The organism is Roseomonas nitratireducens, from assembly GCF_017813355.1.
In the GTDB taxonomy this organism is placed as follows: Bacteria; Pseudomonadota; Alphaproteobacteria; order Acetobacterales; family Acetobacteraceae; genus Neoroseomonas; species Neoroseomonas nitratireducens.
Window position 1 is genome coordinate 1 of record NZ_JAGIYZ010000021.1, and the last position, 23,519, is coordinate 23,519.

Consider the following 23,519-nt stretch of genomic DNA (forward strand, 5'->3'; position numbering starts at 1 on the left):
CGGACCATCCGCGACGGACGCGGTTGATCACTGTGGCGGCGTTCAGCCCGTGGGCGCGGGCGGCTGCGGCCAGGGAGGCGTATTCGAGATCCTTGAAGGTGACCGGGGCGGGCATGGCGCCGGCCAGTGTAGCGAGGCGCCTGGGATCATGCGCGCCCCGCCGGCGGCAGGGTGGTCCAGTCGGGCGGCTGCGGCGGCTGCGGGTCAGAGGCGGCGGCGATGCGCGCGACGGCGGCGCCGATGTCTGGCGCGATGCCGGTGGCCTCCCGGAGCCATGCGGCGGCGAGGGTGGCGATGCGCGCGGCGTCGGCACCGGGCGCGGCGACGGCGATGGCGTTCGCCGCAGCGTCCATGGCGGCATCAACAGCGGCCCGCGCGGCGGCGGCACGCTCCGTTGCCTGGATGACAAGGATCGCGGCCTCGGTCGGCGCCGTGCCGCCGGACTGCTGTTCGAGGATCTGCAGAAGTGCGCGGCGGGCTTCGTCGGTGGTCATGCGGATGGTTCCTGCTGCGCCTTCCTGGCTGCGCGGCGTTCGGCAGCCTTGCGCTTGCGCTCGGCCTCCTGGGCGGCGCGCATCGCTGCGGCGCGTCGCATCCACTCGCGCTGTTCGGCCTCCCGCTTCACCGCAGCGATCTTCGCCGCTTCTTCCTCAGGGGTCATGGCAAGCGCGGCCCGATGGTCCGTCAGGTATTGGAAGGCCTCGGTGGCGCGCGCCTCCTTCGCCGATCCGTGCCAGCGGTCGGGATGCACGGCTTCCAGCAGCAGGCGGAACATGTTGTGCGGAAAGCGACCGCGGAGCGCCGCGACGGTCGCCTCGGCTTGCGTAGCGCGTTTCTCGAGTGCGGCGATCCGGATGCCGACGGTGCGCTCGGCCTCCTGGCGCCATTCCTCCAATCGACGCGTCACCTCGGCATGGATGCGGCCCTCGAGTTCGCGGTCCAGCCGACGCTTGTGCGCTTCGATCGCCTGTTCCAGCCGCGCGCGCGCCGTGCCGCTGAACGAGGCGGGGTCCGGCGCATCGGTCGACAGTGGTGACGGCGGCGAAGGCGGTGGTGCCGCTGCCGGGGCCGGGGCCTGGGGCGGCGGCGCTGGCGTGGGCCGCCGAGGGTTCAGGATCCTTTGCCGCGACGCCGGCCGATCCTGGGCGGTGGCCTCCGCGACCTCGCGTTCGATGGCGGCCGGGCCTGCGCGGTGCATCTGCTTCGCCTGGGCCGCAGCCTTTCTGCTGCCCAGGACGTCCGCGATCTTCGGAGTGGCATTTGCACCATCGGGAACTTTGCCTCCCGTGTGCTGGTTTCCCCGGTCGCCGCCGGGCCGCTGCAATTCGCCGCGCGCCTGGGCGGCTTCCAGTTCGGCGCCGACGCGCGCCTCAGCCAGGAAGATGACGCGAGCGATGCCGTTCTGCGCCGCGCGCGCGGCCTTGATCCGGACCGCATAGACACGAAGCGCCTCGGCCGTGGCCTGTATCTTCAGCACCTCGGGCAACGTGCGCGCTTCCTTCAGCGCGGCGATGGCGAGATCGCATTGCGCCTCGATGCTGACGAGGGCGCCGTCCTGGCGCTCCCGTTCGGATGCCGCGTCGCTCATGACGCACGCTGCGTGTAGATGAGGCGGCGAGCCGGCGGCGGTGGTTCGGGCGCTGGCGCGATCTGCGCGCGCGCAGGTATGACGGCGGTAGTCACGGCGATGCTCTCCTGAAGCAGCGTTGTTGATGAGTGCGGTCGGCGGGGTGGTGCCCGCCGGCCGTGCGCCCGCGTTTCACAGGGACCGGGCGCCCGTTCCACACCAATCGAGAGAGCGATCGGCAGGACTGCACGTTTGCTCTGCATCGCGCGTGGAGTGCGCCGCGCTGCGTGATCTGGATGCCTGTGTGATCTGCGCCGGCATCGTCATCGCCGCCCCAGGGCTGCGCCGGCGATCGCACTCAGAAGCCCCTCCGGTGGCGGCCATTCCCGACCGCCTGCCACCCAGCGGTCGAACGCGATCCTGCGCAGCGAGGCGTGCTCGTAGCGCGCAGCCGGATCGTGGGTCGTCAGCAGGTCGTCCTGAACCACCTGGCTGTCGCGATCCGCGGCGACGGCGTCGAAGATGCCCGGCGCGGTCATGCCTGCCTCCCGCCCTGGGCGCGCAGCGCGACGACATTGTCGGGCGCCGCCGCCTCATCGCGCATGGAGCGCGCCACCTTGGCGAAGTAGCGGTAGAAGCGACGCCCGACCGCATCCAAGTCAGCGCCGGTGGCGCGAGCCTCCTCGTCCAGCAATTCGCGGCCGCCCTTCATCCGCGCAGCCGATGCGGAGGCCGCGCGCAGCGCATCGCGTGACAGGCCCTCTGCCGACAGGTCGGCGACCGCCTGCAAGACCCACCCGCCGAAGGCGCCGTCCTGGCCGGCCAGCGCCAGCCCGTGCAGCACATCCTCGGCGGTGTCCTGCTGATCGGCCGTCAGCGCCGCCCAGGTGGTCGGCGCCGATGGCATCAGGGCGGGGCGGTGCCCGTTGATCGGCAGACCGGGCTGACGAGGCGTGTGCGGCTTCCCGCCCTCGGTTCGGAACCGCACCGCGTTCTGCACCCAGGTCCGCCACGAAGCCGACCAGTCTGCACTCGGCTTGCCCCTGGCGAGGTGGTGGTCCCGGAAGCGCGGCGCCTCGGCATCGGGGTCGACATCCCGATCCCGGGCGAAGGCTGCATCGGCTGGTGATGGCGACCACCCAGGGGGTAGGTGCGACCGCCTTGCCGCCACCACTCGCCCCCCCTGCCCCCCATAGGGTTGGGTTCCTTCCTGGTTCCTTCCTGGTTCGGGTCGCATGGTGCGACGGGTCCCGTCGCATGGTGCGACGGGTGTAGTCGCATGGTGCGACGGGTCAGGGGGGTAACCCGTCGCATGGTGCGACGGGTCGGCAGGCGGCAACCCGTCGCATGGTGCGACGGGTCGGGCCGGTTCCTGGGGGGGGTCAACCTCGGTGCCGGGCGGGTCGCGATGCTCGTCATTCGGCATCCCAGGCCCGAGCAGCGTGTAGCGGTTGCCCTTCCCCTTCTGCTTCCTGACACGCAGGAGCCCGTTCCGGACCGCCTCGTCTATGCAGCGAAGGATGGTGTCCTTCGACATGTCGCTTTCCTCGACGAGTAGCGGAAGCGACGGGTTGCATTGCCCGCTCCCCTCGTTGTGGTGGTCGCCCAGCCGCAACAGGAAGTGCCGGCAGGCCCCCGAGACTCCGCGGACGGCGAAAGCCCAATCGCGAGCATTGCGGCTCATGCGACGATCTCCCGCAGCACGTCCCCGATGCGGGAGAGTTCGTCCTCCACCGCGACGCGCACATGCCCGCGACGGCCCTGGCGATGCTTTTCCACGAACAGGTCCATCCGGCCCCGCTCGCGGTCCAGTTCATCGTGGAACCGCGCCGCTCGGTCCGCGAATTTCTCCTCGCTCTCCCTGTCGCCTCGGACTGGGCGCCGCTTCTCAAGGTGCCGCTCGGCCCGATGCAGCAAGATCACCACATCGGCATCCTGCTCGATGGAACCCGACCACCGCAGATCGGCCAGCGTGGGCCGTGGATCCTCCCGGTTCTCAATGTCCCGGTTCAACTGCGCCGCCACCACGACAGGCACGTCCAGCGCCTGCGCCGCGCGCTTCATCGCCTTGCTGTTCTGCTCGGTGACGGCGACCAGCCCCTCGCGACCCATGCCGGCAGGCGCCTTCAGCAGCCCCAGGTAGTCCACCACCAGCAGCCCGACCTTGTGGCGCCGGACCATCGCCTGCGCGCGCATCAGCACATCGGCCGCCGTCATGTCCTGGCCGGCAACGATGTGGATGCGGTCCAGCGCGGCATCGCCGCGCGCCTGCCGAAGCGCGTCCCATTCGGCCTCGGACAGCGACCGCGCCACCTCGGGCCGCAGGCGGTCGCCAGGAATTCCGGCGAGGTTCGCCAGCAGCCGCACGCGCCAATCCTGGCGGGTCATTTCCAGCGACACGATGCAGGAACCGACCCCGCGCCGCGCGGCACTCAGGGCGATCTGCCCCGCCAGCATGGACTTCCCGATGCTGGGCCTCGCGCCGATGACGACCATCTGGCCGGGGTGCACGCCGCCCAACAGCAGGCGGTCCAAGTCGCGCAGGCCCGTCGCCACCGCCCGCGAGGGCGTGGGCGTGCTGACGGCGCGCTCCATGTCGGACAGCAATTCGTCCACGGCATCGCGGGCGCATTGTTCGCCCTCGCCGGAACCCACCGCCGCCACACCGGCCAGCGCGGCCGATGCGTCCGAGAGGATTTCGGCGCCGGCTTCGTCCTCGAGGCGTTCGATCACCGCGCGCTTGAGAGCGTCTGCAATCTCATCGGCGCGCCGGCGACGCCATCGGTCGACCACCTGTCGCGCCAGGAACCGTAGTTCCGACGCTGGCCAGAGATTCCCCAGCAACCCGGCGAGGTAGGCCGGCCCACCCACCTCGGCCAGCAGGCCCGCCGCCTCATACGAGGCCCGCAGCGTGACCACATCGGCCACCCCGCCCTTGCCGACGATGCGCACAATGTCGGCGTAGATGCGCGCGCACAGGGGGTCGCTGAAGTGCTCTGGCCGCAGTATGTCGCCCACGAGGTCTAGGCGCGCATTGTTCGCGAGCAGCGTGCCGACGATGCCCTGCTCATGCTCGGCGGTGGAGAGCAGGACCGCGCTTGCCGGCGGCGCGCCGAATACATGGACCCCGCTCATTCCCCGCCCTCCATGCCGCGCGCGATGCGCGCCAGGACGCGGTCAACAACGAAGCCAAGCGGCTGGAACCCAGGCATGCGGAATTGTTCGCCCCTATCAGGCGTTCGGCTTGCCGCGCGGGCTGTTGAGGGAGGTTCGCCGGGCCGACCCGGCGCGGATGGCTCGGGGTCGGCGCTTGCCTTGCCGACTCGGCTCGCCGCCGCCCGCTGCCGGCGCGGCGCGCGGCCGCTAATCGCCGGACGGATCACAGGCATGGGGTTGTCGATCTGGCTGGCGATCCGAAGCAGCGAGCGCCGCCGCTGGATTTCGCGGCGCGAGTCCTCTGGCGTCATGGCGTCGGCGTGCGCCTGGACCTCGGCTATGCGCCGCCGGACCAGCGCAAGGTTGGTGACCTGATGCGGGTCTTGCACGTGAAGGCTCCTGTCTGGAGCCGCCGCTTCACCCTTCCAACGTCGCCGCCGCGATGATATTTACTCCGGCGGTTCTCCTGATCGTGGCGGCGTCTTGGTAGGGCGAAGTGACGACAGGTGGTTGTGAGGCGCCCGGCTTTCGCGAGCCGGGCGTTTCGCGTTCTAGGTGGGCGGTTCGCTATCCCGCCGGGGGCCTCCTTGCCTGGGCTGAATCGGCCCGTTGCGTGCCTGCCCCCACCCTCACGCCCGGCGGCGCGCCGGGTCAACCGCCACGCGGGGCGTGCCAGGGCGCGGCAGGCCATTCACGAGATCGGGCGTCTGCACGACCCACAGCCCGCCTTCGCATGGCACCGCCATCGCCTTCACCACGTAGCCGCGCTCCAGCCAGAAGGCCTCGATCTGCGCGGCGATGCGCGCGGAGCCCTCGCGGCTCGTGGCGCTCTTGCCCGCCAGCGTGTCGCTCATGCCAACCTCCCCGCAGCGGCCAGCAGCGTGTCGTCCAGCCCGGCGCCGGCCGCGACCATCCGATCCGCCAGCGCCAGCCACGCCTTCGCGTGATCCCGGTTGGCCGGGTCGGCCTGCGCGATCCGGGCCGCGACGCGAAGGTCGGCCACGGTGGCGTGCTGCGGGAACACCGCCTTGCCGTTGTCGACGGTCAGCATTCGGGGCAGGCGCACGCCGTCGCATTCGACGTGATCCAGGCCGTCGCCCACCTGATCGGTGCGCGGCAGCGCGTCCTTCGCCATGAACTCCGCGACCATGTTGGTGAGGCCCTGCATGAACAGCGCCTCGCGCTTGGTAGGATCAAGCATGTCGGCCAGCAGGCCGATGATCATGCCAGGATTGACCGCGTAGCCCTGGCGCATCAGCGCGACGAACTCCGCGTCGGCCATGCCGCCGGTGGCCTCGTTGATCCGTTCCAGCAGCGCGTCCAGGCGAGCCGGGCTGGTGTCCTCGGCGCCGCTCACTGCGTCTGCTCGCCGCCGAATGCGCGCTCAGCGGTCCATGTCGGATCGCCCGAGGCCTCGCGACCCAGGCGCTCGAACTCCGCGCGCGGAACCAGCCGCCGCGAGCCTCCGATGTTCACCGACCGGATCACGCCCTGGCGGATCATCCCATAGACGCCGCTCTGGCTGATCCCGAGCAACGAAGCGGTCTCGGCCGTGGTGAAGGTCAGGCGCTCGGGCACGAGGCGGGGCTTCGTGGCGCGCCGGCGGACTACGGGCTGTGACATGGGGCTCTCCTGCCAATTTGCGCAACACTGCGCGCTGTGTGAGCATTGGCACCGCACCGCAGAGGGCGGCCCTTGTCAATGCTGTGGCCGCCATCTGCGTTGCGAGAATTGCAGGAGAACCACCCGATGCAGCGTATTCCCCTGGACTGGATGCCCGGCGACCAGCGCCGCCGCAGCCAGCCCCCCGAACCCGAGCCGCGCGGCTGGACCGCGCCCACCTCCGACAGCGCCATGGACAACCTCGAAACCGGCATCGCCCGTCTGCTCGCCGCCCTATGGGACGAGCCCGACGAGCGCGGCCGCTACCCCTGGCGCGACGCCGCGCAGCCCGGTCAGCCCGACTTGGTCTGGATGGGGCGCGAACTGGACGATGCCGCCGCCCGGCATGAGGTGCAGGTCAAGTTCAGCAACCTGTTCTCCACCGCGAAGCCCGAAGCCCTCGCCGCCGAGTTCATCGGCACCAGCCCGCGCGCCGCGACCCTGCTGGTCTGGCGCGCCGCCGTCCGACAGGGCCGCGACCTGGGCACCTGCGAATGGTGCGGCGGCCTGTTCGCCCATGGCTCCCGACCCGGCCCGCTGTTCTGCCGCCAGGACCATGCCCTCGCCGCCGCCGCCCATCGGCGCCAGACCAGCGGGGGGCGCTGATGGCCTCGGTTGAACGCCGCATCACCGTCGCCAAGGGCGGCGGCAAGATCACCCGCTGGCTATGCCGCTGGTCCGAAACCCAGGACGGCGAGCGCCGGCAGCGCGTGCAGACCTTCGGCACCAAGCAGGAGGCCATGGACTGCGCCGCCCGCATGACCGGCCTGGAAGCGCGCGGCATCCCCGCCACCGCCCGCATGACCTTCCGGCAGCATGTGGACCTGTGGCTCGCCGCCTGCGCCGCCACCCGCAAGCCCGCGACCGTGGAGCATTACCGCCAGAAGATCGGCATGGTGCTTCCCCACCTCGGCCACCTCGAACTCCGCAAGATCGGGGTGGAGCATGTGGAAGAAGCCGTGCGGAAGGCTGCCATCGGACAGGGCGGCAGACCCCTCGCCCCGCGCACAGTCCACCATGTCCATGCCGTGCTGCGGAACTGCCTGGGCGATGCGAAGCGGCTGCGCAGGATCAACGACAATCCGGCCCGCGATGCCCGCGCCCCGTCAGTGCCCAGGAAGCGCATGACCGCGCCGACCCTGGACGAGATCGCCGCCATGGCCGACGCCGCCCGCGATGCGCCCACCCGAACCCTGATCCTGCTCGCAGGCCTGACCGGCATGCGCCGGGGCGAACTGGCGGCGCTGCGCTGGAGCGCGGTGGACTTCGCCGAGCGGTGGATCTCGGTCCATGCCGTGATCGAGCAGGCCGGCCGCGCCGATACTGCCCGCCTTCGCGAGGGCGCCAAGACCGAGGGGAGCGTCAGGCGAATCGCCATGTCGGCCGCTGTTGAGGGGCTGCTGCGCGCCCACCGCGCACACGAGGCCGAACTCGCCCTCGCCTGCGGCGTGCGTTTGCCCAGCGATGCCTACCTGTTCCACCAGCCCAGCGGGTTCTCGGACCATTGGACCCCGAGCGCCCTGACGGCGAAGGCTGCGCGAGCCCGCGATGCCGCTGCCGTGCGCCGGGAGGTCCAGCCCCTCCATGGGGCGCGGCACCGCTATGCGACCTCGTTGATGGGCGTGGTCCCCGACTCGCTGCTTGCCGCCGCCCTTGGTCATAGCGATCCGCGGACCACGCGGGCGATTTACCAGCGCGCCGAAGAAGCGGGCGAGCGAGCGACCGCCGATGCGGCGGATGCGGCCCTGGGCGGGCTACTCCGGCGCCCTGGGCGCTGACACAACCGTGGCACACAATGCGCGCGAACTGCCCGCGAAGGGCGCATGCCCTGCGACCCGTGCGAGGTTTGCTGCGGTTTCCGAGCAATGCTGCCGGCCGTTGCAGCGTAGCGATGCGGGGACGAGGGCTGCAAAACCCTCTACAGCGGTTCGATTCCGCTCCGGACCTTGCCGCGCGGGTGGGTTTACACCGGTGGCGCCCCGGACTATACGCGGCGCCCGGCTCCGTTCCCCGATAGCTCAGCTGGTAGAGCGCGGGACTGTTAATCCCTAGGTCGTTGGTTCGAGTCCAACTCGGGGAGCCACCTTTCTCGGTCATCCCACGCGTGACACTGCCCCTGGCGCAAGCCAGGCGAGTTCGCCGCCCGCGAAGACCGCGACCGGCGCCGGCCGCGCCGGATCCACCACCACCACATCCCCGCGCATCCCAGGCGCCAGCCGTCCGCGATCGGCAAGCCCGCAGGCTTCGGCCGGGTTCGCCGAGACCAGCGCCCAGGCCCGCGGCAGGTCCATCGCGCCGCGGCGGACCATTGCGAAGGCCGCTTCCAGCATCGCCGGCCAGACGTAGTCGGAGGCAAGCACCGTCACGATCCCGCGCTCGGCCAGCGGCGCGGCGGACGCCCAGCCAAGATGGCTGCCGCCCCGCACCACGTTGGGCGCGCCCATCACCACATGCTCGCCCGCCCCGCGCGCCGCGATCGCGACCTCCTCGGCCATGGGGAATTCGCAGATCGTCGCGCCATGCGCGCGGTAATGCGCGCGGTCATCCAGGGTCGCGTCGTCGTGGCTCAGCACGGGGATGCCGGCGCGCCGCGCGGCCTCGGCCAGACGGCCCCGCGCCGCGGGGATCTCGCCGCGCCGGGCGATGACCGATTCGGCCAGCGCGCGGAACGCATCCGCCTTCATCCCGGCACGCCCGGCATACTTCGCCATGTGGGTCGAATCATCGAGGCCCGCGCGATCGCCGGCGTGTGGTCGTTGAATCCGAGCAGGTGCACCGACCCATCCGCGATGCCGTCGAGCGCGTCGTCTAGCGCGTCGAGATTGTCCGCCTCGAAGCGGAGATGCACGCGAAGGTCGGTCGCCGATGCCGCGCGCGCCGCCGGCAGCGCCGCCTTGAGCGCGCGCCACGAAGCCAGCGACCGCAAGCCAGGCTCCCAGGACAGGGTCACGCCGAGATAGGCGGTGGTGATGCCGCAGGCCACGAGCTGCGCCGCCGAATCGCGCAACGCGAGGCCGATCGGCAGGTCGACACCCGGCCGCGGCTGCATCTGCCGCTCATGCGCATCGCCATGGATGTCGACCAGGCCCGGCAGCACCAGCAGCCCCGAGGCGTCGAAGCCCCGCGCGCCGGCCGCCGGCCTTTCCGTCACCACGCCGTCCGCCAGGGCCAGTGCGCCATCCACCATCGTCCCGTCCCGCAGGACGGTGCCGCCGTTCAAGTTCCAGGTCATCGGATCAGGGTTCCACGACAAGTTGCACGCGGCCGGCCGCGTAGACCGCGAGGGTGAAGTCCACGGGCTCGCCGTCCGGGTCGACATTCAGCGATTCCGCGACGAGCACGGGACGGGAGCGCGATTGCTGCAGGAGGTCCGCTTCCTCCGGCGTCGGCAGGCGCGCGGTGATGCGGGAGGACCGGCGCCGGTAGTCCGCGACGCCGCAGGCCGCCAGCGCCGCCGTGATCGAGCCGTCCAGACCGAGCGCCTCGGCCGCCGCAGCACAGCGCGGCAGCGGAAAATGATGCTGGCCGAGCACGACGGGCCGTCCGTTCGAGAGCCCCAGGCGATCGACCCGCAGCACGAGCCGCCCGCGACGCAGCCCGAGCGCCTCCGCCACCTGCGTTTCCGCCGCGACCTCCGCGATCCGCAGGACGCGCCCGGCGGGTTCCCGGTTCAGCCGGCGGATCACCTCCGAAAAGCGCGTGCGCGGGCCGAGACGGTAGTCGACCACATCCTCCGCCACGAAGGCGCCGCGCCCCTGCTCGACGCGGATCAGCCCGCGCGCCTCCAGATCCTCGAGCGCGCGGCGCACGGTGTGACGGTTCACGGCGAAGCGTGCGGTCAGCATCGCCTCGGTCGGCAAACGTTCGCCTGCGCCCTTGCCGCCGCCGGCGATCTCGCTTTCCAGCGCCGCCGCGATCTGTCGCCACAGCGCCACGCCCTGGCCACGGGCGAGCGGCGTTCCTGTCATCGAAACTTCAACCATGAGCGGTCAGGTCCGTGGGATATCCGTGTGGACTTTGTGCCGGGCGGATGTCTATTTGTCTAGATAAGCCCGATGAGCATCATGGACACCGCCCAGACCGAACAGCGCCGCCATTGGATGGCCGTGCTTGCCCGCGCCTCCGGCGAGGAGATCGCCGGACTTCTCGCCACCCTTCCGCCCCTGCCGCCGCACGCGACCCTGCGCCCGGCCGAGACCGGCCTCGTCATGGTGCGCGGCCGCGCGGGCGGCGATGGCGCGCCCTTCAACCTCGGCGAGATGACCGTCACGCGCTGCGCCGTGCGCCTCGGCGAGCAGGTCGGCCACGCCTACGTCGCCGGGCGCGACAAGCGACAGGCGGAACTCGCCGCGCTGCTCGACGCCGCGCTGCAGGACCCCGCCCGGCGCGACGCGCTGATGGGCGGCGTCGTCGTGCCGCTCGCCGCCGGGCAGGCGGCGCGGCGGGATTCGGAAGCGCGCCGCGCGGCGGCGACGAAGGTGGAATTCCTCGCCATGCAGACGACGCGATGAGCATGCTGACCCCAGGCTTCGCCGATCCGGTGCTCGACGCGCAGGCCGCCTTCCGCGCGGTGCTGGACGCGATGAGCCGCCCGGGCCGCCTGCAGAATGCGGGCCGTGGCCTCACGCCCCCTGCCCCGCTGGCACCGGCCGCCGCAGCCGTGCTGCTCAGCCTGGCCGACGCGGCGACGCCGCTCTGGCACGATGCCGGTGCGGAGGCCGATGGCTGGCTGCGCTTCCACGCCGGCGCGCCGGTCGCGTCGGCGCCGCAAGATGCAGCCTTCCTGCTTGCGACAGGCGCGCCGCCGGCGATCGCGATGCTGGATGCCGGCATCGAGGAAGAACCCGAACGCGGCGCGACCCTGCTGATCCAGGTCGAGGCGCTGGAGGAAGGCAACGGGCTGCGCCTCACCGGCCCGGGGATCGAGCACGAGCACCGCCTGCTGGTGCGCGGCCTGCCCGAAGGGTTCGTCGCCGCCTGGGCCGCGAACCGCGCGCTGTTCCCGCGCGGCGTCGATGTCATCCTCTGCGCGGGGGACCGGCTCGCCGCCCTGCCGCGCACCGTCGCGATCGCGGAGGGCTGAACCCATGTATGTCGCGGTGAAGGGCGGGGAACGGGCAATCTCCGCCGCCCATGCCTGGCTGGACGAGACCCGGCGCGGCGATCCGGCGGTGCCGGAACTGACCGTCGCGCAGATCGAGCAGCAGATGGGCCTCGCGGTCGACCGCGTGATGGCGGAAGGGTCGTGCCACGACCGCTTCCTCGCCGCGCTGGCGATCAAGCAGGCGAAGGGCGACCTGATCGAGGCTGCCTTCCTGTTGCGCGCCTATCGCACCACCCTGCCGCGCTTCGGCGCCTCCGAGCCACTGGACACCGGCGCGATGCGGCTGCGCCGGCGGATCAGCGCCACCTACAAGGACCTGCCGGGCGGCCAGGTGCTGGGGCCGACCTTCGACTACACGCACCGGCTGCTCGATTTCGCGCTGGCCGCGGAAGGCGCGCCGCCCGCCGCGGCGCCGGAGGCCGAGACGCCCGTCGCTTCGACGCCGCGCGTGACGGAGTTGCTGGCGCGCGAAGGGCTGATGCAGCGCGAACCGGCGGACCCCGGCGAGCCGGGCGACCTGACGCGCCAGCCCCTCGCCTTCCCCGCGCCGCGCGACGTGCGGCTGCAGAACCTGGCACGCGGCGACGAGGGCTTCGTCCTCGCGCTCGGCTATTCCACGCAGCGCGGCTATGGCGGCAACCATCCCTTCGTCGGCGAGATCCGCGTCGGGCATGTGGCGGTGGAATTCACCCCGCCCGAGTTGGGCTTCCCGATCGATATCGGGGAGATCGGCATCACCGAATGCCAGATGGTCAACCAGTTCAAGGGCAGCCGGACGGAGCCGCCGCAATTCACCCGCGGCTACGGGCTGGTGTTCGGGCATGGGGAACGGCGCGCCATGTCGATGGCGCTGGTCGACCGCGCGCTGCGGTCCGCCGAACTCGGGGAAGACGTCACCGCGCCGGCGCAGGACCAGGAATTCGTGCTGTACCACTCGGACAACATCGAGGCGAGCGGCTTCGTCGAGCACCTGAAGCTGCCGCACTACGTGGACTTCCAGTCGGAGCTCGAGAACCTGCGGACGATCCGCGCCGCACTCGTCCGCGAAGCCATGCCGGAGGCCGCGGAATGAACGCCCCGATGGAAGGCTACAACTTTGCCTATCTGGACGAGGCGACGAAGCGCATGCTCCGCCGCACCATCCTCAAGGCCGTCGCCGTGCCCGGCCACCAGATTCCCTTCGGCGCGCGCGAGATGCCGCTGCCCTATGGCTGGGGCACGGGGGGCATCCAGGTGACGGCGGCGATCCTCGGCCCCGCCGACACGCTGAAGGTCATCGACCAGGGCGCGGACGACACGACCAACGCCATTTCCATCCGCCGCTTCTTCACCCGCGTGGCGGGCGTGGCGACGACGGAGCGGACGGAAGACGCGACGATCATCCAGACCCGCCACCGCATCCCGGAGGCGCCGCTGCGCGAGGACCAGGTGCTGGTCTACCAGGTGCCGCAGCCGGAGCCGCTCTCGAAGCTCGAGCCACGGCGCGCCGAGACCAAGCGCCTGCATGCGCTGGCCGATTACGGGCTGATGCATGTGCGGCTGTACGAGGACATCGCGCGGCTGGGCCACATCGCCAAGGCCTACGACTATCCGGTGATGGTGAACGGGCGCTACCTCATGTCCCCCTCCCCCATCCCCGCCTTCGACAATCCGAAGATGCATCGCATGGCCGCGCTGCAATTGTTCGGCGCGGGGCGCGAGAAGCGCATCTACGCCATCCCGCCCTATACGGAGGTCCGGAGCCTCGACTTCGAGGACCATCCCTTCCGCCCGATCCGCGCGCCGCAGGCCTGCGCGCTGTGTGGATCGCGCGAGAGCTACCTGGACGAGGTCATCACGGACGACCGCGGCGGGCGCGTCTTCGTCTGTTCCGACACGGATTACTGCGGTACGCGCGTCGCGGCGCGGAAGGGGGCGGCATGACCGGCGCGCTGCTGACGGCCGAAGGGCTCGACCTGCATTTCGGCGCCATCCCCGCCCTGGTCGATGTCGCGATCGATGTGGCGGAGGGCGAGGTCGTCGCCATCGTGGGCGAGAGCGGATCAGGCAAGACCACGCTGCTCCGCGTGCTCTCGGGCCAGATGGCGCCGGATGCCGGCACGGTGCGCTGGCTTGGCCAGGATGTGCACGGAATGGGGGAGGCCGCGCGCCGCCGCCTGATGCGGACCGACTGGGGCTTCGTCCACCAGAACCCGCGCGACGGGCTCAGGCTCAACGTCTCGGCCGGCGGCAATGTGGGCGAGCGGCTGATGGCGGTCGGCGCGCGCCACTACGGCAACATCCGTGCCCAGGCGCTGGAATGGCTCGCGAAGGTCGAGGTGGACGCGACGCGCATCGACGATCTGCCGCGCACCTTCTCGGGCGGGATGCAGCAGCGGCTGCAGATCGCGCGCACCCTGGTGACGCGACCGCGGCTCGTGTTCATGGACGAACCCACGGGCGGGCTCGACGTGTCGGTGCAGGCGCGCCTGCTCGACCTGATCCGCGGCCTGTCGCGCGAACTGGGGCTGTCGGTGCTGATCGTCACGCACGACATCGCGGCGGCGCGGCTGCTCGCCGACCGCATACTCGTGATGCGACGCGGGCGGGTGGTGGAACAGGGGCTGACGGACCGCGTGCTCGACGATCCGCAGCATCCCTACACGCAGCTCCTCGTCTCCTCGGTGCTGGCGGCATGAGCGCGCTTCTTCGAACCGAGGGGCTGTCCAAGGCCTTCACGCTGCACCTGCAGGGGGGCACGCGCATCCCGGTCCTGGGCGGCGTCGACCTCGCCGTCCATCCGGGCGAATGCATCGCGCTCTGGGGGCCTTCAGGTGCGGGAAAATCCACGCTCATGCGCTGCCTCTACGGCAATTACGGCGCGGGGGCGGGGCGTATCCTGCTGCGCCACGGCGGGGCGGAGATCGACCTCGCCACCGCCGATCCGCGCAGCATCATCGCCGCGCGGCGGGAGACGATCGGCTATGTCTCGCAGTTCCTGCGCGTTATCCCGCGCGTCGCGACGCGCGACATCGTCGCCGAACCGATGATCGCGCGCGGCGTGCCGAAGGCCGAAGCGATAGCCCGCGCCACGGCGCTGCTGCACCGACTGAACCTGCCCGAACGCCTGCACGGCCTGCCGCCCGCCACCTTCTCGGGCGGGGAGCAGCAGCGGGTGAACCTGGCGCGCGGCTTCGCTCCGGGCTATCCCGTGCTCCTGCTCGACGAGCCCACCGCCAGCCTCGATGCCGCCAACCGCGCCATCGTCATCGCCATGATCAACGAGGCCAAGCACGCCGGCGCCGCCATCGTCGGCATCTTCCACGATGCCGAGGTGCGCGAGGCGGTCGCCGACCGCCTCTTCGACGTGCTTCCCCAGCAGGACGCCGCATGACCGCCGAGACCATCCTGACCAACGCCCTCCTCGTTCTGCCTGGCGAGGTCCTGCATGGAACCCTGGTGATCCGCGACGGGCGCATCGCGGAGGTGCAGCCTGGGCGCAGCCACGCCGCCGCCGCGCGCGACATGGAAGGCGACCACCTGATCCCCGGCGTCGTGGACGTGCACACGGACAATCTCGAGCGCCAGGTGCAACCACGGCAGAACGCCCGCTGGCCGTCACGCTCGGCGATGATCGCGCATGACGCGCAATGCGCGGCGGCGGGCGTGACCACGGTGCTGGATGCGCTCTGCCTCGGCGACCTCGGCTTCGACCAGGGGCGCGGCCAGACCTTTCTCGATGGTGTGGCGGACCTCGATGCGCTGGCCGATACGGGCCTGCTGCGCAGCGAGCATTTCCTCCATCTGCGCTGCGAACTCCCGGCGCCGGACATGAAGCCGGCCATGGAACCGGTTGCCGACCATCCGCGCGTGCGCATGGTCAGCCTCATGGATCATTCGCCGGGTGTCGGCCAGTACCGCGACATTCCCCGCTACGTCGCGATGCGCCGCAAGCAGACGCAGATGACGGTCGAGGAAGTGGAGGCGCGCATCGCCTTCCTGCTCGACCAGCGCGCGCGGCTGCGCGAACCCCAACGCGCCTGGCTGCTCGACCGCATCCGTCATCGCGACCTGCCCATCGCGTCGCATGACGACGAGACAGCGGAGGAAGTGCGGCGCAACCTGGCCGATGGCATCCGCATCAGCGAATTTCCCGTCACCATGGTGGCGGCCGAGGCGGCGCGCGATGCGGGTGTCGAGGTCATCGCCGGCGCGCCGAACATCGTCCGCGGCGGCAGCCATTCGGGCAATGTCTCCGCGGCCGAGCTGGTGCGCGCCGGGGCGGCGGATGCCTTCGCCTCCGACTACGTGCCGGCCTCCATGATCGAGGCCGCCTGGCGCACGGCGGCTGAGACCGGCATCTCCCTGCCCGCCGCCGTCGCCATGATCACCGAACGGCCCGCGCGGATGTGCGGGCTCGAGGATCGCGGCCGGCTTTCCCCGGGCCTCCGGGCGGACCTGGCCCAGGTCGGCGCGGCACACGGCATCCCCGTGGTGCGCCGCGTGTGGCGCGAGGGCCGGCGCGTCGCATGACGCCCTGGCGCGTCGCGCTGTACTGGGCGCCGGAGGAAGACGACCCGCTGCACGCGCTGGGCAGCGCCTGGCTCGGGCGCGACGCGGCAAGCGGCGCGGCGCTGGCGCAACCCGAGCTGCCGGGCCTCGACATCGCGGAACTCACCGGCGATCCGCGCGGCTACGGGCTGCACGCGACGCTGAAGCCGCCCTTCCGGCTGGCCGCGGGCTATGCCGCCGCGCGCGACGCGACGGCGGCGCTGGCCGCGCGCCTCGCGCCCTTCGACCTGCCGCCGCTCGCCGTCTTCGACCTCGATGGCTTCCTGGCGCTGCGGGAGACGGCGCCCTGCCCTGCCCTGCACGCCTTCGCCGATGCCTGCGTCGAGGCACTGGACGCCCATCGCGCGCCCCCCACGGAAGCCGAGATCGCCCGCCGCCGTCCCGAACGCCTGTCGGAGACGCAGCGCGCCCATCTGGCGCGCTGGGGCTATCCCTATGTGTTCGAGGAATGGCGCTTCCACGTCACGCTCTCCCGCCGGCTGAGCGCGGCGGAGAAGGCGGTGGTGATGCCCGCGGTCACCGATGCGCTGGGCGACGCGCCGGCCCTGCCCCGCCGCGTCGCGGCAATCAGCCTTTTCGTCCAGCCCGCCCCGGGCGCGCCCTTCACGATCGCCGAGCGTCTTCCGCTGCGCGGCTGAGTGCCGCCAGGACGCGCGCGGCGCCGTCCTCCGGCGTCGAATCGTTCATCACCGTCGCGACGTCCAGCCCCGGCGCCAGCGTCATCTCCCGCGCGAGGCGGGCGGCGATGTCCTCCGCGCTCTCCCGGCCCCGCGCGGCGAGGCGTGCGGCGAGCACCGGCACGGGCGCGGTGATCGCCAGCACGCGCATCCTGTAGCGCGACGCGGCTTCGGCCAACACGCCGCGGGAGAGGTTCGCCACCACCACGCGGCGTGCCGCGACATCCGCCTCGATGTCGCGCGGGATGCCATAGAGCAGGCCATGCGCGTTCCACCAGAGGGCGAAGGCGCCTGCCTCCCGCGCCGCCTCGAATTCCGGCAGGCTCAGCGCGCGATGCGCCTCACCACCCGCCTCGGCCGGGCGGGTGATGGCGCGCTGGACGAAGCGGAAGCGGAGATCGCCTTCCAGGCGCGCGCGCGCCAGGGCCATCAGCGTGTCCTTGCCCGCGCCGGAAGGCCCGACCACCGCGACCAGCATGCCCTTCGCTCCCGCAGGATTGACGGCCCCCCAATGCTGCGCGACGAACGTCGGCGCAAGACCGAGGAAGTGCCGGGATGTCCGCTGTCTCGCCGGAAATGATCGGCTTTCCCGCCAAGGAACCGCCCAGCATGTTCACCACCCGCCCCGAGATCATCGGCACCTTCGGCGCCGTCGCCTCCACCCACTGGCTCGCGAGCCAGGTCGGCATGGCGGTGCTGGAACGCGGCGGCAACGCCTTCGACGCGGCGGCCGCGGCCGGCTTCGCGCTGCAGATCGTCGAGCCGCACCTGAACGGACCGGGCGGCGACTGCCCGATCATCCTGCACAGCGCCCGGACCGGAACGCAGCAGGTGATCTGCGGCCAGGGCCCTGCGCCGGCGGGGCTGACGGTCGAGCACATGCGCGCCCATGGCCATGAGATCATGCCGGGCACCGGGCTGCTCGCCACACCCGTGCCCGGCGCCTTCGACGCCTGGATGCTGATGCTGCGCGACCATGGGACCTGGTCGGTGCGGGATGTCCTGGCCTACGCGATCGGCTATGCGCGCCACGGCGCGCCGATGGTCCCGCGCATCCGCGCGACGATTGAGAGCGTCCGCCCGCTGTTCGAGAGCGAATGGCCGACATCGGCCGCGCTCTGGCTGCGCAATGGCGGGCCGGAGCCGAACGGGCTCTATGCCAACCCGACGCTGGCCGACACCTATGAACGCGTGGTGCGCGAAGCCGAGGCCGCCGGCGGCAACCGGGAACGGCAGGTCGATGCCGCGCGCGACGCCTGGTATCGCGGTTTCGTCGCCGAGGCGATCGGCCGCTTCGCCGCGGCGACCGAGGCGATGGACACCTCCGGCCGGCGCCATCGCGGCGTCATCACGGCCGACGACATGGCGCGCTGGTCGGCGCCGGTGGAAGCGCCGCTGGCCTTCGACTATCGCGGCCACACGGTGCTGAAGTGCGGGGCCTGGAGCCAGGGGCCGGCGATGCTCCAGACCCTGGCGCTGCTCGCCGGCTTCGACATCGGCGCGATGGACCCGGTCGGCGCGGACTTCATCCACCATGTGGTGGAGGCGCAGAAGCTCGCCTTCGCGGACCGGGAGGCCTTCTACGGCGATCCGGACTTCGTGGACGTGCCGATGGCGACGCTGCTGTCGCCTGCCTACACCGAGGCCCGCCGCACCCTGATCGGCGAGCGCGGCTCGATGGAGTTCCGCCCCGGATCGCCGGATGGCCGCGCGCCGCGCACCGACTATGCCGCCGCGATCCGCCGCGCGCAGGAACTGGCGGCGGCCGCAGGGTCGGGCGAGCCGACGGTCTCGCGCCTCGGCGCCTCGGGCGGTGATACCTGCCATGTCGACGTCATCGACCGCCATGGCAACATGGTCAGCGCGACGCCGTCCGCGGGCTGGCTGCAATCCTCCCCCGCCATCCCGGAACTCGGCTTCTGCCTCGGCAGCCGCTGCCAGATGTTCTGGCTGGACGAGACGCTGCCGAACGGGCTCGCGCCGGGCAAGCGGCCGCGCACGACGCTCTCGCCCTCGATGGTGCTGCGCGAGGGCAAGCCGTGGCTGAGCTTCGGCACGCCGGGCGGGGAGCAGCAGGACCAGTGGCAGCCCATCATGCTGCTGCGCATGATCCATCATGGAATGAACATCCAGCAGGCGATCGACCTGCCGTCCTTCCATTCCGAGCACTGGATCAGCAGCTTCTGGCCGCGCGGCGCCAAGCCCGGGAAGGTGGTGATCGAGGGCCGCTACGCGCCCGAGGTGCTGGAGGCACTCATCGCGCGCGGCCACGTGGCGGAGATGGGCGGGGAATGGTCCGAAGGGCGCCTGACCGGCGCGCGGATCGAGCCTGACGGCACCATCCGCGCCGGGGCGAACCCGCGCGGCATGCAGGGCTACGCGGTGGGGCGCTGATGCGCGTCCTGCTCGCCATCGTCCATTTCTTTCGGGCGGAGGACGGGTCGACCCATTCCTCCACCGATGCGCATCGCCGCGACCAGCGGGCTTCCGTGCTGCGCCAGGTGATCGATTCCTGGCGCGGCACCTTCGGCGCGACGACGACGATCAACATCGAGCACAAGCGCTTCGAAAGGCTGCGCGGCAATGTCGACGGGCTCGACATCTGCGTTCTGACCAACGGCACGGACCAGTTGCTCGACGAGGACCATGCCAAGGCGCGCGGCGTGCGGCATGTGCGCGTGCAGGTCGACAACCCACGGATGCTGGGCTTCGCGACGCGGCGGCTGTTCGCCGAGGCGCGCAACGCCTACGACCTGTTCTGCTTTTCAGAAGACGATCTGCGCGTCGCCGATCCCGGCTTCGTCGGCAAGATCTTGGGGTTCCAGGACGCCTTCGGCCCGCGCCGCCTGCTGATGCCGAACCGCTTCGAGTGGAACCCGTCGGGCCCGACGCTGAAGACCTGGATCGACGGGGATCTCCGGCCCGGCGTGACCGAGCGCTGGCGCGATGCGCTGCCGGACGAGCCCTTCCTGCGCCTGGGCCGCACGGAGTTTCGCCGCGCGCTGAACCCGCACAGCGGCTTCCATGCGCTGACGGCGCTGCAACTTGCCCATTGGATGCGCCAGCCGCATTTCGCCGATGCGGATTGCAGCTTCATCGGGCCGCTCGAAAGCGCGGCGACGCTGGGGCCGATGAAGACCTTCCCGATCTACAAGGCGTTCGGGACCGACATGGGTTTCCTCGAGATCGAGCATCTCGACACGCGCTTTTCCTCCATGCGTCTTCCGGGAGCCTGACCATGCGGATCATCGACGCGCAGGTGCATATCTGGGGCAGTGGGACGCCGAGTGGCGACCATCGGCAGGTTTCAGTCTTCACGGCGGAGGAACTGCTGGTGGAGATGGACGCGGCCGGCGTGGACGCCGCCGTGCTGCACCCGCCGGTCTCCTGGGACCCGGACGCGAATGCGATCTCGGAGGCGGCGGCGGCGCGCTACCCGAAGCGCTTCGCCGTGCTCGGCCAGGTGCCGCTCGACCAGCCCGAGGCCAGCCGCGCCGCGCTGCGCGGCTGGCGGTCCCGGCCCGGCCAGTGCGGGCTGCGCTACCCGCTGGTGCGCGCCGACCAGCAACGCTGGCCCTTCGACGGCACGATGGATTGGCTCTGGCCCGTGGCGGAGGAGGAAGGCCTGCCCATCGCCACCATGGCCTGGCGCTTCCTGCCGGAATTCGCGCGCATCGCCGAACGGCATCCGCGCCTGCGGCTGGTCATCGACCATTGCGGGCTGATCCGCCACGCGAAGGGCGCGGCGGCCTTCGAGAACCTCGCCGAGGTCTGCGCGCTGGCCCGCTTTCCGAATGTCGCGCTGAAGGCGACGGGCGCGCCGGGCTACTCGCTCGATCCCTATCCCTTCCGCGACATCCATGACGGGCTGCACCGCCTGTATGACGCCTTCGGCCCGGATCGCTGCTTCTGGGGCACGGACATCACGCGCATGCCGTGCAACTGGCGCCAGTGCATCACCCTTTTCACCGAGGAACTGCCCTGGCTTCGCGGCCCGCAGATGGACCGCGTGATGGGTGGGGCGGTCTGCGACTGGATCGGCTGGACGCCGCCCGCCTAGAAGATTCCCATCGCAAGGCCGGCGCCGAGCGCCGCGCCCAATTCCTCGCAGCGGGCAAGGTCCTCGGGCGGGATCGTCTTGGGCGCGAGGATCGCCTCCGGCGTCTGGGCATGGGTGCAGACGATGAGCGGTTCCGCCACGTGCCGCAGGCGCCAACCCGTCGCGATGCGCGCCATCTGGCGCACCGCGTTCGTCCCGTCGCTGCCGGCGCAGACCATCAACGCGCAGGGGCGCCCCTCGATCCGACCGAGCGCCGCATAGTAGGTCCGGTCGAAGAAATCCTTCATCAGGCCCGAGATGGCCGCGAGGTTCTCCGGCGTCGCGAAGACGTAGCCGTCCGCGGCCAGCACGTCCTCCGCCTTCGCATCCGCCGCGCGCAGCAGCCGCACCGCGGCGCCCTGCCCCGCCGCCGCGGCCGCCACGGCATCGGCCATCTGCCGCGTGCCGCCGGTCATGGAATGGAAGACGATCAGCAGCGTCTTCGTCATCGCCGTCCCCGCGCCTACACTCGCCAGGCAAGCATAGGGGAGCGAACCGCATGACGGACAAAACCGCCCACGAGGCACTGCGCGACACCGGTCGGCAAGCGATGCGGGAGGTGCTGGGCGAAGGCTACATGGCCCGCCGCGACGCCACCACCACGCCGCTCAACCAGGCGCTGCGGCACCTGTCGGAGGAATTCCCCTACGCCAGCCTCTGGACCCGCGGCACGCTGACGCGCCGCGAGCGCAGCATGATCACCATCGGCATGCTGGTCGCGATGAGCCAGCATCACGAACTTCGCGGCCATCTCGTCGGCGCGCTGAATAATGGCTGCACGCCGGAGGAGATCGCCGAGGTCATCACGCACTCCTGCGCCTATGCGGGCTTCCCCGCCGCCATCGCCGCGATGCGGACGGCGGAGGACGTCCTGAAGGAGCAGGGGCGCGCCTGATCAGCGCGCGCGCGGCCCGGTGCGGCGCGGGGCGGGCGTGCGGCTCGCCTTCGCCGTCTCGGGCGTGGGCGTCCCGCCGGCCGCCTTCGCCGCCTGCGCGCGCAGGTCGGCGATAGTGGCGCGATTGGTCACCTGCTCGGGGTTGGTGCGCACCTCGACCAGCGCCGGCTTGCCGGAGGCGAGCGCGCGCTTGACCGCCGGCACCAGTTCCTCGGTGCGCTCGACGATTTCGCCATGGCCTCCGAAGGCCTCGATGAATTTGGCGAAATCGGGGTTGGTTAGCGCGGTGCCCGAAACGCGGTGCGGATAGGTCCGTTCCTGGTACATCCGGATGGTGCCGTACATCTGGTTGTTGAAAACCAGGATCACGGGATTGACCGAATGGTGGAAGGCGGTGGCGATCTCCTGCCCCGTCATCAGGAAGCCGCCATCGCCGACGAAGCCGATCACCGCGCGCTCGGGATGCGTGATCTTGGCGCCGATCGCGGCAGGCACCGCGTAGCCCATGGCGCCGTTGGTCGGCCCGAGGAAATCCTGCTTCTCGCCGAAATGCATGAAGCGGTTCGGCCAGGTCGCGAAGTTGCCCGCATCCGTCGTGAAGATCGTGTCCTTCGGCAGTTCCTTCTCCAGCGCCTGCAGCGCGGAGGCGAGGTTCAGCGGGCCCTCGTACTCCGGCGGCACGGCCTGCGCGACGCGCAGCGCACGCAGCTCCTTCGTCCAGGCGCTCCAGCCCGGCTTCTTCACCGCGCCCGCGGCCTTGGCGGCGGCGGCGAAGGCGTTGACCTCCGAGACGATGCCGAGCGCGGGGCGATAGACGCGCCCGATCTCCGCCTGGTCGGGATAGACGTGGACGATCGGCGTCGCGCCGGCCATGTCGAGCAGGGTGTAGCCCTGGCTCACCGGCTCCCCGATCCGGGTGCCGATGGCGATGATCAGGTCGCTTTCCTTCGCCTTGCCGACGAGGCCCGCATCGGCGCCGACGCCGAGGTCGCCGACATAGTTGGGCGAGGTCCCGTCGAACAGCCCCATGCGCCGGAAGGCGACCGAGACCGGCAGGTCGTTGGCGAGCAGCCAGTCGCGGATGTCGGCCTTGCCCTGCGCGGTCCAGCGCGATCCGCCGAGCACGGCGAGCGGCCGCTGCGCGCCGGCGAGCATCTGCATCAGCCGCGGCAGCGCCTCAGGCGCCGGGTTCGGCGGCAGCACCTCGGCCGGGCCGATGTCGGGCACGGCGGCGAGGCGCTTCTGCATCTCCTCGCTGATCGCGACCACCACGGGGCCTGGCCGGCCGGAGGTCGCGACGTCGAAGGCATGCGCCATCAATTCGGGGATGCGCTTCTCGTCGTCGATCTGCGTCACCCACTTGGCGAGCGGACCGAACATCTGGCGGTAGTCGACTTCCTGGAAGGATTCGCGATCGGTCTCCTCGACCGGAATCTGGCCGACCAGCAGCACGAGCGGGGTCGAATCCTGGAAGGCCACATGCACGCCGATCGCGGCGTGGCAGGCGCCCGGGCCGCGCGTGACGATGGCGACACCCGGCTTGCCGGTGAGCTTGCCATAGGCTTCCGCCATGTGGACGGCGCCGGCCTCGAAGCGGCAGGTCACCAACTGGAGCCGATTTCGCACCGAATAGAGGCCATCGAGCAGGTCGAGATAGGACTCGCCCGGCACGCAGAAGGCATGCGTCACACCCTGGGCCACCAGCGCATCCGCCAGCAGCTTTCCTCCCGTGCGCCCCTGAGGGGCGCGCCGCGCCTCAACCATTCGGCCGTCCTTCCCGAATCACGATCATCGTGGGGCGGAGGCTA

Annotated in this window: 29 protein-coding genes, 1 tRNA gene and 1 pseudogene; 15 read left to right on the forward strand and 16 right to left on the reverse strand. The window is 71.2% G+C overall.

The window, feature by feature from the left end; all coding sequences use genetic code 11:
• Nucleotides 1–146: 146 nt before the first annotated feature.
• The 10 genes and pseudogenes from J5Y09_RS18740 to J5Y09_RS24660 all read right to left on the reverse strand — a co-directional run bounded on the left by J5Y09_RS18740 (nucleotide 147) and on the right by J5Y09_RS24660 (nucleotide 6,301).
• A complete protein-coding gene (locus J5Y09_RS18740) occupies nucleotides 147–494 on the reverse strand; it encodes a hypothetical protein (protein ID WP_209353353.1) in 348 nt (115 codons plus the stop codon).
• Complete coding sequence (locus J5Y09_RS18745; RefSeq protein ID WP_209353354.1) at nucleotides 491–1,588, reverse strand: hypothetical protein; 1,098 nt, start codon at nucleotides 1,586–1,588, stop codon at nucleotides 491–493. Before J5Y09_RS18745 ends, J5Y09_RS18740 begins: the two co-directional genes overlap by 4 nt.
• A 302-nt stretch (nucleotides 1,589–1,890) precedes the next feature.
• The gene (locus J5Y09_RS18750) at nucleotides 1,891–2,106 is read right to left on the reverse strand and encodes a hypothetical protein (protein ID WP_209353355.1); all 216 of its coding nucleotides are present in this window, start codon (nucleotides 2,104–2,106) and stop codon (nucleotides 1,891–1,893) included.
• Nucleotides 2,103–2,567, reverse strand: a complete 465-nt coding sequence (locus J5Y09_RS18755) for a hypothetical protein (protein WP_209353356.1) — start codon at nucleotides 2,565–2,567, stop codon at nucleotides 2,103–2,105. Before J5Y09_RS18755 ends, J5Y09_RS18750 begins: the two co-directional genes overlap by 4 nt.
• Before the next feature lie 492 nt (nucleotides 2,568–3,059).
• Nucleotides 3,060–3,251, reverse strand: a pseudogene (locus J5Y09_RS24860) (helix-turn-helix domain-containing protein); the annotation flags it as partial.
• On the reverse strand, nucleotides 3,248–4,702 hold the full coding sequence (locus J5Y09_RS18760; protein WP_209353357.1) for a replicative DNA helicase: 1,455 nt from the start codon (nucleotides 4,700–4,702) through the stop codon (nucleotides 3,248–3,250). The gene J5Y09_RS18760 and the pseudogene J5Y09_RS24860, both read right to left, overlap by 4 nt.
• Nucleotides 4,699–5,112 (reverse strand): hypothetical protein, encoded by a 414-nt coding sequence (locus tag J5Y09_RS18765; RefSeq protein WP_209353358.1) that lies wholly within the window; start codon nucleotides 5,110–5,112, stop codon nucleotides 4,699–4,701. The genes J5Y09_RS18760 and J5Y09_RS18765 overlap by 4 nt, the downstream gene beginning before the upstream one ends.
• A gap of 240 nt (nucleotides 5,113–5,352) precedes the next feature.
• Nucleotides 5,353–5,577, reverse strand: coding sequence for a hypothetical protein (locus J5Y09_RS18770; RefSeq protein WP_209353359.1), 225 nt, complete (start codon nucleotides 5,575–5,577; stop codon nucleotides 5,353–5,355).
• Nucleotides 5,574–6,080 (reverse strand): hypothetical protein, encoded by a 507-nt coding sequence (locus J5Y09_RS18775; RefSeq protein ID WP_209353360.1) that lies wholly within the window; start codon nucleotides 6,078–6,080, stop codon nucleotides 5,574–5,576. Before J5Y09_RS18775 ends, J5Y09_RS18770 begins: the two co-directional genes overlap by 4 nt.
• Complete coding sequence (locus tag J5Y09_RS24660; RefSeq protein ID WP_209353361.1) at nucleotides 6,077–6,301, reverse strand: helix-turn-helix domain-containing protein; 225 nt, start codon at nucleotides 6,299–6,301, stop codon at nucleotides 6,077–6,079. The genes J5Y09_RS18775 and J5Y09_RS24660 overlap by 4 nt, the downstream gene beginning before the upstream one ends.
• Before the next feature lie 171 nt (nucleotides 6,302–6,472).
• Between J5Y09_RS24660 and J5Y09_RS18785 the strand changes: the two genes are divergently transcribed.
• The 3 genes from J5Y09_RS18785 to J5Y09_RS18795 all read left to right on the forward strand — a co-directional run bounded on the left by J5Y09_RS18785 (nucleotide 6,473) and on the right by J5Y09_RS18795 (nucleotide 8,468).
• Nucleotides 6,473–6,991, forward strand: coding sequence for a hypothetical protein (locus tag J5Y09_RS18785; RefSeq protein ID WP_209353362.1), 519 nt, complete (start codon nucleotides 6,473–6,475; stop codon nucleotides 6,989–6,991).
• On the forward strand, nucleotides 6,991–8,163 hold the full coding sequence (locus J5Y09_RS18790; RefSeq protein WP_209353363.1) for a tyrosine-type recombinase/integrase: 1,173 nt from the start codon (nucleotides 6,991–6,993) through the stop codon (nucleotides 8,161–8,163). The genes J5Y09_RS18785 and J5Y09_RS18790 overlap by 1 nt, the downstream gene beginning before the upstream one ends.
• A gap of 229 nt (nucleotides 8,164–8,392) precedes the next feature.
• Nucleotides 8,393–8,468: transfer RNA gene (locus tag J5Y09_RS18795), tRNA-Asn, on the forward strand.
• Between the two features lie 10 nt (nucleotides 8,469–8,478).
• Here J5Y09_RS18795 and J5Y09_RS18800 read toward each other — a convergent pair.
• From J5Y09_RS18800 to phnF, 3 genes are read right to left on the reverse strand one after another with little or no spacing between them, the layout of a single operon-like run.
• On the reverse strand, nucleotides 8,479–9,096 hold the full coding sequence (locus J5Y09_RS18800; protein WP_209353364.1) for an amidohydrolase family protein: 618 nt from the start codon (nucleotides 9,094–9,096) through the stop codon (nucleotides 8,479–8,481).
• On the reverse strand, nucleotides 9,066–9,617 hold the full coding sequence (locus J5Y09_RS18805; protein ID WP_209353365.1) for an amidohydrolase family protein: 552 nt from the start codon (nucleotides 9,615–9,617) through the stop codon (nucleotides 9,066–9,068). Before J5Y09_RS18805 ends, J5Y09_RS18800 begins: the two co-directional genes overlap by 31 nt.
• Nucleotides 9,618–9,621: 4 nt before the next feature.
• Entirely contained in the window at nucleotides 9,622–10,353 is a 732-nt protein-coding gene (gene phnF, locus J5Y09_RS18810; RefSeq protein WP_209353366.1) for a phosphonate metabolism transcriptional regulator PhnF, read from the reverse strand.
• A gap of 87 nt (nucleotides 10,354–10,440) precedes the next feature.
• Here phnF and phnG point away from each other — a divergent pair, with 87 nt between their 5' ends.
• Genes phnG through J5Y09_RS18850 form a run of 8 tightly spaced genes read left to right on the forward strand, consistent with a single transcriptional unit; the run spans nucleotide 10,441 to nucleotide 16,678 of the window.
• Nucleotides 10,441–10,896 carry a phosphonate C-P lyase system protein PhnG gene (phnG, locus tag J5Y09_RS18815; RefSeq protein WP_342451504.1) on the forward strand — a complete coding sequence of 152 codons (456 nt, stop codon included), beginning with the start codon at nucleotides 10,441–10,443 and terminating at the stop codon, nucleotides 10,894–10,896.
• Entirely contained in the window at nucleotides 10,893–11,468 is a 576-nt protein-coding gene (phnH, locus tag J5Y09_RS18820; RefSeq protein ID WP_245217233.1) for a phosphonate C-P lyase system protein PhnH, read from the forward strand. The genes phnG and phnH overlap by 4 nt, the downstream gene beginning before the upstream one ends.
• A gap of 4 nt (nucleotides 11,469–11,472) precedes the next feature.
• Entirely contained in the window at nucleotides 11,473–12,561 is a 1,089-nt protein-coding gene (locus tag J5Y09_RS18825; RefSeq protein ID WP_209353367.1) for a carbon-phosphorus lyase complex subunit, read from the forward strand.
• Nucleotides 12,562–12,569: 8 nt separating this feature from the next.
• Complete coding sequence (locus J5Y09_RS18830; protein WP_209353427.1) at nucleotides 12,570–13,412, forward strand: alpha-D-ribose 1-methylphosphonate 5-phosphate C-P-lyase PhnJ; 843 nt, start codon at nucleotides 12,570–12,572, stop codon at nucleotides 13,410–13,412.
• Nucleotides 13,409–14,167: a phosphonate C-P lyase system protein PhnK gene (gene phnK, locus J5Y09_RS18835; RefSeq protein WP_209353368.1), complete on the forward strand. Its 759-nt coding sequence runs from the start codon at nucleotides 13,409–13,411 to the stop codon at nucleotides 14,165–14,167. The genes J5Y09_RS18830 and phnK overlap by 4 nt, the downstream gene beginning before the upstream one ends.
• Nucleotides 14,164–14,862 (forward strand): phosphonate C-P lyase system protein PhnL, encoded by a 699-nt coding sequence (gene phnL / locus J5Y09_RS18840; RefSeq protein ID WP_209353369.1) that lies wholly within the window; start codon nucleotides 14,164–14,166, stop codon nucleotides 14,860–14,862. The genes phnK and phnL overlap by 4 nt, the downstream gene beginning before the upstream one ends.
• Complete coding sequence (locus J5Y09_RS18845; protein WP_209353370.1) at nucleotides 14,859–16,001, forward strand: alpha-D-ribose 1-methylphosphonate 5-triphosphate diphosphatase; 1,143 nt, start codon at nucleotides 14,859–14,861, stop codon at nucleotides 15,999–16,001. Before phnL ends, J5Y09_RS18845 begins: the two co-directional genes overlap by 4 nt.
• Complete coding sequence (locus J5Y09_RS18850) at nucleotides 15,998–16,678, forward strand: DUF1045 domain-containing protein (RefSeq protein ID WP_209353371.1); 681 nt, start codon at nucleotides 15,998–16,000, stop codon at nucleotides 16,676–16,678. The genes J5Y09_RS18845 and J5Y09_RS18850 overlap by 4 nt, the downstream gene beginning before the upstream one ends.
• On the opposite strand, the gene phnN is transcribed toward J5Y09_RS18850, so the two are convergent.
• On the reverse strand, nucleotides 16,644–17,195 hold the full coding sequence (gene phnN / locus J5Y09_RS18855; RefSeq protein WP_209353372.1) for a phosphonate metabolism protein/1,5-bisphosphokinase (PRPP-forming) PhnN: 552 nt from the start codon (nucleotides 17,193–17,195) through the stop codon (nucleotides 16,644–16,646). The two genes, J5Y09_RS18850 and phnN, sit on opposite strands and share 35 nt — an antisense overlap.
• Nucleotides 17,196–17,272: 77 nt before the next feature.
• Between phnN and J5Y09_RS18860 the strand changes: the two genes are divergently transcribed.
• Genes J5Y09_RS18860 through J5Y09_RS18870 form a run of 3 tightly spaced genes read left to right on the forward strand, consistent with a single transcriptional unit; the run spans nucleotide 17,273 to nucleotide 20,777 of the window.
• Nucleotides 17,273–19,111, forward strand: coding sequence for a gamma-glutamyltransferase family protein (locus J5Y09_RS18860; RefSeq protein WP_342451505.1), 1,839 nt, complete (start codon nucleotides 17,273–17,275; stop codon nucleotides 19,109–19,111).
• On the forward strand, nucleotides 19,111–19,953 hold the full coding sequence (locus tag J5Y09_RS18865; RefSeq protein WP_209353373.1) for a hypothetical protein: 843 nt from the start codon (nucleotides 19,111–19,113) through the stop codon (nucleotides 19,951–19,953). Before J5Y09_RS18860 ends, J5Y09_RS18865 begins: the two co-directional genes overlap by 1 nt.
• A 2-nt stretch (nucleotides 19,954–19,955) precedes the next feature.
• Nucleotides 19,956–20,777, forward strand: a complete 822-nt coding sequence (locus J5Y09_RS18870; protein WP_209353374.1) for an amidohydrolase family protein — start codon at nucleotides 19,956–19,958, stop codon at nucleotides 20,775–20,777.
• On the opposite strand, the gene J5Y09_RS18875 is transcribed toward J5Y09_RS18870, so the two are convergent.
• Nucleotides 20,774–21,265 carry a flavodoxin family protein gene (locus J5Y09_RS18875; protein ID WP_209353375.1) on the reverse strand — a complete coding sequence of 164 codons (492 nt, stop codon included), beginning with the start codon at nucleotides 21,263–21,265 and terminating at the stop codon, nucleotides 20,774–20,776. The genes J5Y09_RS18870 and J5Y09_RS18875 overlap by 4 nt on opposite strands.
• A gap of 50 nt (nucleotides 21,266–21,315) precedes the next feature.
• On the opposite strand from J5Y09_RS18875, the gene J5Y09_RS18880 reads away from it, so the two are divergent.
• Complete coding sequence (locus J5Y09_RS18880; protein WP_209353376.1) at nucleotides 21,316–21,711, forward strand: carboxymuconolactone decarboxylase family protein; 396 nt, start codon at nucleotides 21,316–21,318, stop codon at nucleotides 21,709–21,711.
• Here J5Y09_RS18880 and J5Y09_RS18885 read toward each other — a convergent pair whose 3' ends face one another.
• Complete coding sequence (locus J5Y09_RS18885; protein WP_209353377.1) at nucleotides 21,712–23,475, reverse strand: thiamine pyrophosphate-dependent enzyme; 1,764 nt, start codon at nucleotides 23,473–23,475, stop codon at nucleotides 21,712–21,714. It abuts the gene before it with no gap.
• Nucleotides 23,476–23,519: the final 44 nt, after the last annotated feature.

Coding starts and splice junctions, on each gene's coding strand:
- J5Y09_RS18740 (WP_209353353.1), bottom strand. CDS start 494: ATGACCACCGACGAAGCCCGCCGCGCACTTCTGCAGATCCTCGAACAG.
- J5Y09_RS18745 (WP_209353354.1), bottom strand. CDS start 1,588: ATGAGCGACGCGGCATCCGAACGGGAGCGCCAGGACGGCGCCCTCGTC.
- J5Y09_RS18750 (WP_209353355.1), bottom strand. CDS start 2,106: ATGACCGCGCCGGGCATCTTCGACGCCGTCGCCGCGGATCGCGACAGC.
- J5Y09_RS18760 (WP_209353357.1), bottom strand. CDS start 4,702: ATGAGCGGGGTCCATGTATTCGGCGCGCCGCCGGCAAGCGCGGTCCTG.
- J5Y09_RS18770 (WP_209353359.1), bottom strand. CDS start 5,577: ATGAGCGACACGCTGGCGGGCAAGAGCGCCACGAGCCGCGAGGGCTCC.
- J5Y09_RS18785 (WP_209353362.1), top strand. CDS start 6,473: ATGCAGCGTATTCCCCTGGACTGGATGCCCGGCGACCAGCGCCGCCGC.
- J5Y09_RS18790 (WP_209353363.1), top strand. CDS start 6,991: ATGGCCTCGGTTGAACGCCGCATCACCGTCGCCAAGGGCGGCGGCAAG.
- J5Y09_RS18800 (WP_209353364.1), bottom strand. CDS start 9,096: ATGGCGAAGTATGCCGGGCGTGCCGGGATGAAGGCGGATGCGTTCCGC.
- J5Y09_RS18805 (WP_209353365.1), bottom strand. CDS start 9,617: ATGACCTGGAACTTGAACGGCGGCACCGTCCTGCGGGACGGGACGATG.
- phnF (WP_209353366.1), bottom strand. CDS start 10,353: ATGACAGGAACGCCGCTCGCCCGTGGCCAGGGCGTGGCGCTGTGGCGA.
- phnG (WP_342451504.1), top strand. CDS start 10,441: ATGAGCATCATGGACACCGCCCAGACCGAACAGCGCCGCCATTGGATG.
- phnH (WP_245217233.1), top strand. CDS start 10,893: ATGAGCATGCTGACCCCAGGCTTCGCCGATCCGGTGCTCGACGCGCAG.
- J5Y09_RS18825 (WP_209353367.1), top strand. CDS start 11,473: ATGTATGTCGCGGTGAAGGGCGGGGAACGGGCAATCTCCGCCGCCCAT.
- J5Y09_RS18830 (WP_209353427.1), top strand. CDS start 12,570: ATGGAAGGCTACAACTTTGCCTATCTGGACGAGGCGACGAAGCGCATG.
- phnK (WP_209353368.1), top strand. CDS start 13,409: ATGACCGGCGCGCTGCTGACGGCCGAAGGGCTCGACCTGCATTTCGGC.
- phnL (WP_209353369.1), top strand. CDS start 14,164: ATGAGCGCGCTTCTTCGAACCGAGGGGCTGTCCAAGGCCTTCACGCTG.
- J5Y09_RS18845 (WP_209353370.1), top strand. CDS start 14,859: ATGACCGCCGAGACCATCCTGACCAACGCCCTCCTCGTTCTGCCTGGC.
- J5Y09_RS18850 (WP_209353371.1), top strand. CDS start 15,998: ATGACGCCCTGGCGCGTCGCGCTGTACTGGGCGCCGGAGGAAGACGAC.
- phnN (WP_209353372.1), bottom strand. CDS start 17,195: ATGCTGGTCGCGGTGGTCGGGCCTTCCGGCGCGGGCAAGGACACGCTG.
- J5Y09_RS18860 (WP_342451505.1), top strand. CDS start 17,273: ATGTCCGCTGTCTCGCCGGAAATGATCGGCTTTCCCGCCAAGGAACCG.
- J5Y09_RS18865 (WP_209353373.1), top strand. CDS start 19,111: ATGCGCGTCCTGCTCGCCATCGTCCATTTCTTTCGGGCGGAGGACGGG.
- J5Y09_RS18870 (WP_209353374.1), top strand. CDS start 19,956: ATGCGGATCATCGACGCGCAGGTGCATATCTGGGGCAGTGGGACGCCG.
- J5Y09_RS18875 (WP_209353375.1), bottom strand. CDS start 21,265: ATGACGAAGACGCTGCTGATCGTCTTCCATTCCATGACCGGCGGCACG.
- J5Y09_RS18880 (WP_209353376.1), top strand. CDS start 21,316: ATGACGGACAAAACCGCCCACGAGGCACTGCGCGACACCGGTCGGCAA.
- J5Y09_RS18885 (WP_209353377.1), bottom strand. CDS start 23,475: ATGGTTGAGGCGCGGCGCGCCCCTCAGGGGCGCACGGGAGGAAAGCTG.